This window comes from Bradyrhizobium barranii subsp. barranii (assembly GCF_017565645.3).
In the GTDB taxonomy this organism is placed as follows: Bacteria; Pseudomonadota; Alphaproteobacteria; order Rhizobiales; family Xanthobacteraceae; genus Bradyrhizobium; species Bradyrhizobium barranii.
The window spans coordinates 10,649,505-10,662,094 of sequence record NZ_CP086136.1 but is presented as its reverse complement, the minus strand read 5'-3'; the positions used below and the strand labels follow the sequence as shown (position 1 = coordinate 10,662,094).

The window sequence follows — 12,590 nt, the reverse complement described above, 5'->3', positions numbered from 1 at the left end:
CTCATACCTCCCACCATTCGCCATCGCTGCGTCGCGTGACGTTGTCAAAATATCTGGAGAAACTCTCGCCTTCGAATGTGTGAACGGGCACCAGCCTGTCCGGCTGTATTGCGTTCGCGAGCCGCTTGAGATCCAGGATGCTGGCGCGGCCCGAGGTGTGGATGATCTCGATGGGAACGCCGCGTGTCGCGAGATCCGCCTTCAGTCTGGCGCCAGGACCGTCCTTCAGATATCCGTCCCATTGCGACCAGATCGCTCTGGTGCCGGGCCAGAGATTTGCGGTCTCCACGTCGTCGGCCATCGCCGGGCGAAACAGCATCACGGTGCGATCGGCGATCTCGGTGATGCGCTCGCGGTAGATCCGTGCGGATTTGTACGGATCCAGCAGGTCGAAGCGCTTGTTCCTTGCGATCTGCCGCCGTTGATATTCCGGCACATAGACCGATAAATTGGGCCAGTCGACGTTCGGCAGGCGCTCGTTGCCGGTGGCCCGCAATATCTCCATTGCGTAGAGATCCAGCAGCAGCGTCCGGCCGCTACGCTTGCAGGCGCGATAGATACTGACGATGCGATCGATGTTCTGCGCGGACGCCGAGAGGATGACGAAGCCTGGCTGTTTAAAACTCTGGGTCAGCCGCGCCTCGATGTCGTCCTCCGTCGGGAATTGCGTGTGCTCGTCGAGACGGCCGAGGCTCGACCCCTCCATCAGCATCGTGTCGATACCGCGGGGCGGATGGCTCACCAATCGCTCGAACAGACCGCCCTTGCGACCGTGCGCACGAATGTCGCCACTGTAGAACAGACGCCGGCCGGCAGCCTGGATCAGCAGCGCATAGGCATCATAGGCCGAGTGATCGACAAGATAGGGCGTGATGCTGAACGGGCCGATCTGGAAGGTTCTGCGATCGTTCAGCTCGAATGAAGCATTGGGCACGAAGGCGTTGGGCACGAAAGGAGCTGCCGCACACATGATGCGCGCGGTCGCAGCGCCCATGGCGAGGGGGACATTGGGTCTGCACAGGGGAAGCAAACCCCAATGATCGCCGTGTCCGTGCGACAGGACAACCGCACGCAGGGTTGGATCTTCGACGCGAAGCCCGGCCACCGGCGGGAGAAGATCGTCGGACGCGCCGTCGGCATCCAGCGGAAGGCCAAGGTCGAGCAGGATTCGCTCGCCCGCGGCCTCGAGCTCGATGCAGGTGCCACCAATTTGCTGCGTTCCGCGGTGGACACGTCCGCGAAACGAACCGGCTGCTTCGGTCATCAGCGGTTGGTCTTGGCGGCCGAGCCGGGTTCGGCCGTCACTCGCGACCAGGCGATGGCGTTTTTGGCGGAGGGGAGGGCACTGCGAGATGGGCGGGGAAATTTCAAAGCGAATACGGCTCCAGGCAACGACTTATCTATATTCAAACGAGCGCCCGAGAAATTGCGGCTTTTCGAGAAGAAAATGTCCGTGTTGTTCCGGCGCAACATCACCTGCTGGTGAGGCCGAACGCAATAGAACCTTCGGTGGGATGAACGTCAGCCGCGGCCGGACCGGCGATTGGCGACGATGGGAATGGCGGGCGCGTCGCGATCGGCGCGCGCAAACTCCGCCAGCACCCGCTCGGAGCAGATGACGCGGTTGCGGCCGAGCCGTTTTGCCGCATAGAGCGCCTCGTCGGCCGCACCCAGCAGCCGGTCGGGGCTGCCGTCGGCCTCAGTGGGAATATGACTGGCGACGCCGACGCTGAGGGTGACGTGGTTGCCGGCGCCAGCAGCGCCATGAGCGATCCGCAAGGCCATGACGGCACCGCGGATCTCCTCGGCGATGGCGCAGGCGGCATCGCACTCCATGTCGGGCAGGATCAGCGCGAACTCTTCCCCGCCATAGCGGCTGGCGAGGTCGAGCGGGCGTACGGCATGGCGGCTGACGACATCAGCGACCGCGCGCAGGCATTCGTCGCCGCTCTGGTGGCCGTGCCGGTCGTTGAACAGCTTGAAATGATCGACGTCGACGAACAGCAGCGCCATCGGCTTCTGCGTCCGCTGGGCGCGAGCCCATTCGCTCATCAGCATCTGGTCGAAGGCGCGCCGGTTCGACAGGCCGGTCAGCCCGTCCTTGGTGGCGAGCTCCTTCAGCGCCATCTCGGCGCGCTTCTGATCGGTGAGGTCGCGCAGCGTCTCCACCACGGCGATCAGATGGCCGGCCTCGTCGTGGATAGGACCGGCGTCGATCGCGAGATAGAGCTGGCTGCCGAGCTTGGGCATCACGCACCAGTTCTCCGCGGAAAAGCCGAGCCCGTTGTGGCCGCGTGCGGCATATTCCGAATAAAACTCCGGCAGCTGCTCGGGACGGTCGAGCGCGACCAGGTCGGCGAGGCAGGGGCGCCGGGTCTCGTAGAAGGCCTGCCAGTGTTTCGTCGTGCCGATCACCTCCGCGGCGGGGACGCCGGTCAGCCGCTCGCAGGCTCTGTTCCAGATCACGACGCGGCGCTTGGGGTCGATCACGAAGGTCGGCACCACCAGATGCTGCATCAGCCGCACGGCATAGGAATCCGCGACGTCGACGCCTTTCGCTGACGTTTTCCGCGGCTTCGCCATCTCAGGCCACCGCCGCCACCGGCGCGGCATCGTTCGGACCGAACAGCTTTCGCACCTCGGCGGCGGGCTTCGGTTTGCTGAACAGATAACCCTGCATCTCCGTGCAGCCGAGCGCGCGCAGCATCTCGCGCTGCGCCTCGGTCTCGACGCCCTCGGCGACGGTGGTCATGTGGCTCGCCGCGGCGATGTTCACCACCGCCTGCACGATCACGGGCGCGCCACTGGTCTCCGCGATGTCGGCGACGAAGCAGCGGTCGATCTTGATCTTGTCGAACGGGAAGCGCTTCAGATAGCTCAGCGAGGAATAGCCGGTGCCGAAATCGTCGAGCGCGATGCGCACGCCGATGGACCGGAGCTGGTGCAGGATCGAGAGCGCGGCCTCGTCGTCGCGGATCAGCACGGCCTCGGTGATTTCGAGCTCGAGCCGGGAGGGAGAGAGCCCGGAGGCGGCGAGTGCGCCCGCAATCCGCAGCGCCAGCGTGTCGCATTTGAGCTGCACCGGCGAGACGTTGACCGCAATCCGCACATGCGCCGGCCAGGTCGCGGCCTCGTTGCAGGCCATGCGCAGCACCCAGTCGCCGAGCTCGTTGATCAGGCCGGTATCCTCGGCGATCGGAATGAACTCTGCCGGCGACCCCAGCCGCGTTCGGGATGCCGCCAGCGCAGCAGCGCCTCGCAGCCCGACACGTCGTTGGTGCGCAGGTCGACCAGCGGCTGGTAGTGGATCTCGAAGCCGCCGTTCACCAGCGCCTGGCGCAAATCCTGCTCCATGGTCAGGCGCGCCTTGGCGCTCGCATCCATCTCCGGCTCGAAGAAGCGATGGGTGCGGCGTCCTTCGGCCTTGGCGCCGTACATCGCAAGATCGGCGTGCTTGATGAGCTGGTCGAGATCGGTCCCGTCCTGCGGCGCCAGCGCGATGCCGATGCTGGCGTCGGTGGAGAGCTGATGGCCGAGGCAGTGATAGGGCTGGCGGATCGCCTCGTAGATCCGCGTCACGAACGACAGCACGTCCGCAGAGGACTGGATTCCGCTCTGGATCACGGCGAATTCGTCGCCGCCGAGCCGCGCGATCAGGTCGCTCTTCTTGAGGCAGCCGCGCAGCCGGGTCGCGATCGCCTTCAGCAGCTCGTCGCCGACGTGATGGCCGAGCGAATCGTTGATGCCCTTGAATTCGTCGACGTCGATATAGAGCAGCGCGAACTGCTCGCCGCCGGCGACCTTCGCCAGCTCGCGCTCGATCTGTTCGCGGAACAGCGTGCGGTTCGGCAGGTCGGTCAGCGCATCGTAATGCGCCATATGCGCGATCTTCTCGTGGGCGCGCCGCCGCTCGGTGACATCCTCGACGACGCTGATGAGGTAGCGCGGCTCGCCGGACTTGTCGCGAATGCCGATCCGGGTCGAGGTGATGTAGCGCGGTCCCTTGGTCTGGCTCTGCCAGGCGTGCTCGTCCTTGAACAATCCCCCGGGCGCCTGCAGCGCCTTGCTGTCGTCGTCGTTGACGATCCTGGCGGCGGCCTCCGGATACATGTCGAAAGGAGTCTTGCCGACGATGACGTCACCCGACTGGCCGAACTGCTCCTCGGCGGTCCGGTTGACCAGCAGATATTGCCGCGTCAGGGCATCCTTCACCGTGATCTGCGAGGGGATGTGATCGATGATCTCGCGCAGGAACATGTAGTTGCGGTCGCGCTCCTGCTCCAGATTGCGCCGCTCGGTGATTTCCTCGATCGTGGCGACCCATCCGCCCTGCGCCAGCGGGGTGTTGATGACCTGGAAGGCGCGGCCGTTGGGCAGTTCGTGGATCCTGCTGGAGACCTTGCCCTCGGCGACGACCCGCATCACATCGGTGCAAAACGTCTCGACGTCGCCGCCGAACGAGCCACGCTCCTTGCGATGCTGCATCGCCTCGCGGATGTGACAGCCGGGCTTGATGACGTCGTCGGACAGGCCGAACATCTCGGAGTAGCGGCGGTTGCAGGTGACGATAAATCCGGCGGCGTCGTACAGGATCAGCCCTTGCGACATGTTGTTCAGGGCGGTGTCGAGCCGCAGCCGTTCCGCTTCGATCCGCTCCTGGGCTTCCCGGTTCTGCCGGCTGATCTGGCGGATGATCAGGAAGAGGATCAATGCGATCACGATCGCCGAAAGCGTTGCCGTGGTGACCATGAAGCCGGTCTGCTGACGCCAGTCGGCCAGCGCGGCGCTCGTGGTGTTGGTCGCGACGATGACCAGCGGGAAATGCGACAGCGAGGCCCCCGAGCCGAGGCGGTCCTCGCCGTCGATCGGTCCCTTGACGCGCAGCGTGTGCCGGCCGCCCTCGGCCAGCATCTTGCGCATCAGCGGCGCGTCCTTGAAATTCCTGCCGATCAGCTCCTCGACATGTGGATAGCGCGCCAGCATCTTGCCTTCGCGATCGAATAGCGAGATCGCCGTACCCTCGGCAAGTGCGACAGAAGCGAAATACTGCCGGTAGCTGTCCGGATCGATCCGCCGGACCATGGCGCCGAGGAAGGTGCCGTCCGCGCCGCTCAGCCGCCGCGCGACGATCGTGGTCCATTTGCCGATGATGAAGCTGCGGACGGATTCCAGGATGACCGATTCGGCCATCGGATCGGTTTTGAACGTCTGGAAATAGGCGCGCGAGGAGACGTTGATCTTGGGCAGCGGCTCGGCCCGCGACCAGTTGATCAGCTCGCCGTCGGCATCGTAGATCGCGATGTCGCCGAGATAGGAGACGGAGCTGATCTTGCTCCGCAGCATCTGGTTCGTCGCGAGCCCGGACATGCGCTCGCGGAACATCGCCGGCGAGGTGATCTCCGGCAGGTTCATCTGCCCGATCAGGTCGGCGGCGACGACGTCGGAATCCTGGAATTGCTGATCGAAGTGCCGCGCGATCAGCTGCACCGTGTTTTCCAGCTCGCGCTCGCGGTTGGCCAGGGTCCGCTCGCGGAATTCGCCGACGGCCATGGCGGTCACGGCGAAGATCCCGGCGACCAGCAACACGCCGCACAGGGTCAGCCAGAGGACAGGACCACGCCGCGCCAAGGCCGCCCAGCCGTTGGTCGCGGCTGATGACATTCCGGCTGTCACCGTGGAAAAGACCTGACGCATTCCCCCTCCCTGGAAGGACAGGAATACACCGCACAAATGGCGCAAACCTTAGGAAAGCCAGTTACCTAAGCATTAATCCGGTTGTGCAGTCGCGCCCGTATGCAGTGGGGCGTGAATCACGTCGCGGTTGTGCCGCGCCCATCACAACCGCTGCGCTGCATCATTAACCGCAGCTTAATGCGAAGCGCCCGCGCTCTTGTCGCGGCCGGCATTGCGCAAACGTCCGACGACGCCGGTCGGGAAGAAGTAGACGCTGGCGATGAACAGCAGCCCGAGCCACAGCAGCCAGCGATCGGGATGCAACAGCCCCGGCAGCAACGGCAGGCCGGCTTCGCTCGCCGCCTTGGAGGCGACGCCCATCAGCGATTGCAGGTAGTTCTGGGCGAGGATGAAGATGGTGGCGCCGATGATCGCGCCGTAGATCGTGCCCATGCCGCCGATCACCACCATCAACAGAATGTCCAGCATGATCGAGAAGCTGAGCGAGGTGTCGGGGCCGGCATAGCGCAGCCACAGCGCGTTCAAAATGCCGGCGCTGGCGGCGACCAGCGCGGCGAGGCAGTTGGCGTAGGTCAGGTGGAAGACGGTGCGAAAGCCGAGCGCCTCGGCGCGAAAGCGGTTCTCGCGGATCGCCTGGAGCACGCGTCCGAACGGCGAGTTCACGACACGCAACAAAGCGAGGATCATCAGGGCCGAGACGGCGAACACCAGGTAGAAGGTGAGGATGCGGCCGTTGATCTCGAATCCGAACAGGTTCTTGGAGATCAGCACCGTGCCGGGCCGCAGCAATTCCGGCAGCTGGAAGCTGCGCCCGTCCTCGCCACCGGTCAGCCAGGAGAGCTGCGAAGACCTGGAAGGCGGAGGCGACCGCGAGCGTGATCATGGCAAAGAAGATCGCGGCGACCCGCAGCGAGAACAGGCCGATCGCGAGCGCGAGCAGTGCCGCGAGCGGCAGGCCGACGACGATGCCGGTTGCGACCGCGGCCCAGTTCGGGCCCATCCCGTACAGCGCGATCGCGATGGCGTAGCTGCCGATGCCGTAGAACATGGTGTGGGCGAACGACACCGAGCCGGTATAGCCGAGCAGCAGATCGTAGGAGGCGACGAGCGCGGCGAAGACGCAGATCTTGGCCGCGACGTTCAGCGCCTTGGCACCCGGGAACAGGAACGGCGTCGCCGCCAGCGCCAGGATGATGACGATGAGGAGAAGCGTGAGCACGCGGCTCTTCGGCGGATCGCCCGACAGGAGCATCATCGGCTGGTCACCGCATAGAGGCCGCGTGGCCGCCACATCAGAATGGCGACCATCAGCAGGATGTTGGAGACGAGGGCGAGTTTCGGCACCAGGAAGCCGCCGTAATTGGCGACCATCGCGACCAGGATGGCGCCGATGAAGCAGCCGCCGATCGAGCCGAGGCCACCGATGATGACGACGATGAAAATCAGGACGGTGAGGTCGTCGCTCATGGAGGCGTGAACCTGCTCGCGATAGAGCGCCCACATCACGCCGCCGAGGCCGGCGAGCGCCGATCCCGTCATGAACACGCCGAGGAACAGGCGGCGGATGCGATAGCCGAGCGCCTCGACCATCTCGCGGTTCTCGACGCCGGCGCGGATCAGCAGGCCGAGCTTGGTGCGGTTGAGCACGAGCTGGATCGCGATGAACACCGCGAGGCCGATCAGCATCGCCAGCACGCGGTATTTGGCGATCGCGACGTCGCCGAGGATGAAGGAGCCGCGCAGCGATGTCGGCAGGGGCGTCGGGATGATCTGCGGTCCCCACAGCGCATAGAGCGTCTGCTCGGCGACGATCAGGCCGCCCGTCGTCATCAGGATCTGCTTCAGATGCTGGCCATAGACGGGCAGGATCAGCACGCGCTCGACGACCAGGCCGAGCGCGCCGGACACCGCCATCGACAGCAGTGCCGCCGGCGCCAGCACCGCGAGGTTGATCCAGAGTGAATCCGCCTGCATCGAGGCCGCGAACGGCGCCAGCACGAGGGTTGCCACATAGGCGCCGACGGCGATGAAGGCGCCGTGGCCGAAATTGAGCACGTCCATCAGGCCGAACACCAGCGTCAGCCCCGAGGCCATGATGAAGATCATCATGCCCATGGCAAGACTCGCGGCGGTCAGCGTCAGCCAGGTGCTGGGTGATCCCACCAGAGGAATCATCGCAAGCGCCAGCGCGATCGGCAGCAGGATCGGCGCGAGATCGCGCTTCGGCTTCGGCAGCGGATCATTTGCGGCGAGTTCAGTCACTGATGCGCCTCCAGGCTCAGGCCGAGCAGCCGCTCCTGCAGCGCCACGTCGGCGGCGAGCGCCGCCATCTCGCCGCGATGAACGATGGTGCCGTTGTCCATGACCAGCACGTTGTCGCCGAGCTCGCGGGCGGCAAAGAAATTCTGTTCGACCAGCAGGATCGTCGCGCCCTTGCGCTTGATCTCCTTCAGGCACTCGATCAGGGCCATGACGATCGCGGGCGCCAATCCCTTGGTCGGCTCGTCGATCAGCAGCAGCTTGCGCGGCTCGACGATGGCGCGCGCGATCGACAACATCTGCTTCTGTCCGCCCGAGAGGCTTCCCGCGCGCGACAGCCAGAACCGGCGCAGCGCGGGGAAGAAGCCGAAGATCCAGTCGAGCTGGGTGTCGTCGAGCGGCCCGTCGCGCGCCGCCAGCACCAGGTTTTCCTTCACCGTGAGGTCGGAAAACACCGCCATGCTCTCCGGCACGTAGCCGACGCCGAGCCGCGCGATGTCGGGCGTGGCGCGGCTCTCGATGCGCTCGCCTGCGAGCGTGATTTCGCCGCTGGAGGCCTGCCACAGGCCCATGACGGTGCGCAGCGTCGTGGTCTTGCCGGCGCCGTTGCGGCCGAGCAGCATGGTGGTCTGGCCCTGCGGGACCGCGAGGTCGATGCCCTGGAGGATGTGGTAGCGGCCGATATGCGTGTGCACGCCGGAGAGTTTGAGCAGATCGGTCATGCGGCACTCTTTGGAGCAACGCCGAGATAGGCTTCCTGCACGATCGGCGAGGCGATCACCTCGGCCGGTGGACCGTCGGCGACAAGTTGTCCGTTGTGCAGCACGATGATGCGGTCGGCGAGCGAGCGCACCACGTCCATCTTGTGCTCGACGAGGAGGATGATCTTGCTCTTGTCCTGCTTGAGCTGGGCGATCAGGTTCAGCACGACCGGCACCTCGTCGATGCTCATGCCCGCGGTCGGCTCGTCGAACATGAACACTTTGGGCTCGAGCGCGATCATCAGCGCCACCTCGAGCTTGCGCTGGTCGCCATGCGACAGCGCAGTCGCCGCGACGCCGCGGCGATTACCGAGTGCGACCTGGTCGAGGATGGCATCGGCGCGGGCGATCAGGTCGCGGCGGACCATCCAGGGCCGCAGCATGTCGTAATGGGTGCCGCTGGCGGCCTGCACCGCGAGGCGGACGTTCTCTTCCACGGTGAGGTTCGGAAAGAGGTTGGTGAGCTGGAAGGCGCGGCCGAGGCCGGCGCGGGTGCGCAGCGGCGCGGAATGCTGCGTGATGTCGGTGCCGTCGAACAGGATGCTGCCGTGTGAAGCGCGCAGCTGGCCCGAGATCAGGTTGAAATAGGTGGTCTTGCCGGCGCCGTTCGGCCCGACGATGGCGGTGAGCTCGCCGGGGCGGAACGTGCAGGTGACGTTGTTGACCGCGACATGACCGCCGAAGCGGATGGTGAGGTCGCGCGTCTCTAACGTCAGGGCCATCGGGAGAACTCTGGGAATGTGGAAGAAGCCTCTCCCCGCCGATGCGGGGAGAGGGAATTTGATCTCAACGCTTGTTGCGGACCGGAACGTCCATGTCCTCGATCTTCAGCTCGCGCACCGGCTCGAGCACGGCCCAGGCGACGTTCGGATCGACCTTGACCTTGAAGTGATACATGCTCTGCAGCGCCTGATGGTCCTCTTTGCGGAACACCATCTTGCCCTTCGGCGTGTCGAACTCCAGGCCTTCCATCGCCGTGATCAGCTTCTCGGTGTCGGTCGACTTCGCCTTGGTGACGGCGGCGACGACGGACATCGCGGCGGCAAAACCACCCGCGGTGAAGAAGTCCGGCGGCGCGTCGAAGCGCTTCTGGTGCTCGGCGACGAGCCAGTCGTTCACCGGGTTCTTCGGGATCTCGTAGTAGTAATAGGTCGCGCCTTCCATACCGGGCAGGCCCTTATACGCGGCGAGCGCCGGCAGGATGTTGCCGCCGGTCGAGAGCTCGATGCCGTAGCGCTTCGGGTCCATGTCCTGCAGCTTGGCCAGCGGATTGCCGGCGCCGGCCCAGATCACCCAGATCACCTTGCGGCCGGGCTTGTCCTTCAGCGCGTCGAACAGGCGCTGGCCGACCGCGGTGAAGTCGGTGGTGTTGGTCGGGGCGTATTCTTCCGCGGCGAGCGTCGCGCCGGTCTTGGCGAGCGCTTCCTTGAAGGCGGCGACGCCGTCGCGGCCGAAAGCGTAGTCCTGCGCCAGCGTCGCAACGGTGACGCCCTGCTTGCCGATCGCGACCGCGTTCGAGATCGCGTCCTGCGAGGAGTTGCGCCCGGTGCGGAAGACGTAGCGATTCCACTTCTCGCCGGTAATCTGGTCCGCAACCGCCGGCTCGACGATCAGGATCTTCTTGTTCTCTTCGGCGACGGGAAGAATGGCCAGCGCCGCGGCCGAAGAGGTCGTGCCGATCGCGATGTCGGCCTTGTCGTCCTGATAGGCTTCCGCGAGCGCGGCCTTCGACAGGTCGGGCTTGCCCTGGTCGTCCTTGGTGATGACGACGATCTTGCGGCCGTCGAGCGTCATGGTGCCCTTGGTGGCGTATTCAAAACCCATCTGCAGGCCGGTTTCGGTCTGCTTGGCATAGGCTTCGAGCGGGCCGGTCTTGCCGTAGATCAGCGCGACCTTGAGGTCGTCGGCCTGCGCGGAGGTGTTCGCGGCCAGGCCGAGGATGGCTGCCGTGAGAATGAGCGATCGACGCACGATGATTTCCTCCTTGAATGAACTGCCTTGATCACAGCGATTTGCACAAGTGTGCATACATTGCAATTCCACCTTCCGGCGGAGCTTGCACGAGGCGCATGTGACAGTCTCTTGACGTGCGCGTGCCGGATCGTCGCAGGCCGCGACGAGTTCGCGTTAACGATCCCCTGGCTTCACATCAGCCCTTGCGTTTCCTCAGGCCGCCTTAGAGCAAGCCCTGCGCCAGATCCGGAGCTTTGCGCGGGAATGCCTGAAATTGCGGCGGATCACGCGCGAATGCCACAGGCGAGCGCCGATATGACGGTGTCAGGAGTCCGAGACTCCGGACACGTGCCGTCTCGAAAGTCAGACGGGCGGCGCTCCCGACGCCAGTCCGAACTTGGCGAGCTTCTTGTAGAACGTCGCGCGCGAGATGCGCAGCATCCGCGCGGCTTCCGAGATCTGGCCGTTGCTGGCGGCGAGCGCATGCTCGAGCGTCTGCTTCTCGAACTCCGCCTCGGCTTCGGCATAGGGCACGACCGAGCCGGTCATCTGCGGCACCGGTCCAGGGCCGGCCTCCGCGCTGACCGGCAGGATGTGAACGAAATCGTCGCCGGTCAGGCGCCCGGAATCGCTGAGGATCAGTGCGCGTTCCAGAATGTTGCGGAGCTCGCGGACGTTGCCGGGCCAGTCGTAGCGCGCGACCGCCGACAATCCGCTCGGCGTGATCCTGGCATTGAGGAAGTCGCCGGAGGCACTGATGTCCTCGATCAGCCGCGCGCAGATGTCGGGCAGGTCGTCGAGGCATTTTCTCAGAGGGGGCAGGTCGATCGAGAGCACGTTGAGGCGGTAGTAGAGATCGGCGCGGAAGGCGCCGTCGCTGACGCGCTTGCGCAAATCCACATTGGTCGCGGCAATGACGCGCACATCGACCTTGCTGATCTTGTCCGAGCAGAGCGGCTCGATCTCGCGCTCCTGCAGCACGCGCAACAGCTTGGCCTGCAATTGCAGCGGCATCTCGCCGATCTCGTCGAGGAACAGCGTGCCGCCATCGGCGATCCGGAACTTGCCCTCGCGCCCCCTGCGGTCGGCGCCGGTATAGGCGCCCGGAGCAGTGCCGAAGAATTCGGACTCGATCAGCGTTTCCGGGATCGCCGCGACATTGACGCTGACGAACGGTTTTTCCGCGCGCGAGGACGCATTGTGGATCGCCTGCGCCAGCAGCTCCTTGCCGGTGCCGGTCTCGCCGGTGAGCAGCACGGTCACGCTCTGCCGCGCCGCGCGTTTGGCGAACTCCTTGGCCTGCGCAATCGCCGCTGTCGTGCCGACGAAATCGGCAAGGGTGAAGCGCGCCGCGCGGGCGTTGGACAATTGCCGCCGCGCCAGCCGCAGATCGCTCTCGAGCTGGGTGACGCGGGCGAGCAGCGGCTTGAGGCTCTCGAGGTGGTCGTAGAGCACGAACCCGATCGCGCCGATAACGTTGCGGTCCTCGTCCTCGATCGGCATGCGCGTCACCACGAGCTGCTCGCCGCCGAGCTCCATGATGTCGAGCAGGATCGGCTCGCCGCTCTCGGCGACGTTCCGCATCAGACTGTTCGGGATGATCTCCTCGATCGGCCGGCCGATCGCTTCGGTGGTGTGCTTGAGGCCCAGCGAGGCCAGATATTTCTCGTTGACGTAGATCACCCGCCCACCGCGATCGATCGCGATCGCGCCCTCGCACAGATGCTCCAGCCGCTCGAACAGCGTCACCATCGCCCGCGCGCGGACATAGGCGGGATCGCTGACGTCTGGGGAGGAGGGCATGGCGTACCTCAGGGAAGTCCGCCTGTGTATTAGCAAAAGGGCAGTAATTTCAAAGGGGGAAATGGCACGTAAGCAGCTCAGCAATTGCCGTCGTCCCGGGGGCGCGAAGCGAACCCGGGA

8 protein-coding genes and 2 pseudogenes are annotated in these 12,590 nt (G+C 65.2%); 1 reads left to right on the top strand and 9 read right to left on the bottom strand.

What is annotated here, in order from left to right; all coding sequences use genetic code 11:
- Position 1 precedes the first annotated feature (1 nt).
- The gene (locus tag J4G43_RS51555) at positions 2-1,144 is read right to left on the bottom strand and encodes an MBL fold metallo-hydrolase (RefSeq protein ID WP_249814912.1); all 1,143 of its coding nucleotides are present in this window, start codon (positions 1,142-1,144) and stop codon (positions 2-4) included.
- On the opposite strand from J4G43_RS51555, the gene J4G43_RS55225 reads away from it, so the two are divergent.
- Positions 1,037-1,486, top strand: a complete 450-nt coding sequence (locus J4G43_RS55225; protein ID WP_249814914.1) for a hypothetical protein — start codon at positions 1,037-1,039, stop codon at positions 1,484-1,486. The genes J4G43_RS51555 and J4G43_RS55225 overlap by 108 nt on opposite strands.
- Positions 1,487-1,521: 35 nt before the next feature.
- Here the strand turns inward: J4G43_RS55225 and J4G43_RS51550 are convergent, their stop codons facing one another.
- The 8 genes and pseudogenes from J4G43_RS51550 to J4G43_RS51515 form a co-directional block, all read right to left on the bottom strand.
- Positions 1,522-2,583 carry a sensor domain-containing diguanylate cyclase gene (locus J4G43_RS51550; RefSeq protein WP_208083670.1) on the bottom strand — a complete coding sequence of 354 codons (1,062 nt, stop codon included), beginning with the start codon at positions 2,581-2,583 and terminating at the stop codon, positions 1,522-1,524.
- A 1-nt stretch (position 2,584) separates the two neighbouring features.
- A pseudogene (locus J4G43_RS51545) lies at positions 2,585-5,694 on the bottom strand (bifunctional diguanylate cyclase/phosphodiesterase).
- Positions 5,695-5,868: 174 nt separating this feature from the next.
- Positions 5,869-6,949, bottom strand: a pseudogene (locus J4G43_RS51540) (branched-chain amino acid ABC transporter permease).
- The gene (locus J4G43_RS51535; RefSeq protein WP_208083669.1) at positions 6,946-7,956 is read right to left on the bottom strand and encodes a branched-chain amino acid ABC transporter permease; all 1,011 of its coding nucleotides are present in this window, start codon (positions 7,954-7,956) and stop codon (positions 6,946-6,948) included. Before J4G43_RS51535 ends, J4G43_RS51540 begins: the two are co-directional and overlap by 4 nt.
- Positions 7,953-8,675, bottom strand: a complete 723-nt coding sequence (locus tag J4G43_RS51530) for an ABC transporter ATP-binding protein (protein ID WP_166066215.1) — start codon at positions 8,673-8,675, stop codon at positions 7,953-7,955. The genes J4G43_RS51535 and J4G43_RS51530 overlap by 4 nt, the downstream gene beginning before the upstream one ends.
- Positions 8,672-9,436, bottom strand: a complete 765-nt coding sequence (locus J4G43_RS51525; RefSeq protein ID WP_028155337.1) for an ABC transporter ATP-binding protein — start codon at positions 9,434-9,436, stop codon at positions 8,672-8,674. The genes J4G43_RS51530 and J4G43_RS51525 overlap by 4 nt, the downstream gene beginning before the upstream one ends.
- A 64-nt stretch (positions 9,437-9,500) precedes the next feature.
- A complete protein-coding gene (locus J4G43_RS51520; RefSeq protein ID WP_208083668.1) occupies positions 9,501-10,685 on the bottom strand; it encodes a substrate-binding domain-containing protein in 1,185 nt (394 codons plus the stop codon).
- Between the two features lie 345 nt (positions 10,686-11,030).
- Positions 11,031-12,470: a sigma-54 interaction domain-containing protein gene (locus J4G43_RS51515; protein WP_208083667.1), complete on the bottom strand. Its 1,440-nt coding sequence runs from the start codon at positions 12,468-12,470 to the stop codon at positions 11,031-11,033.
- Positions 12,471-12,590: the final 120 nt, after the last annotated feature.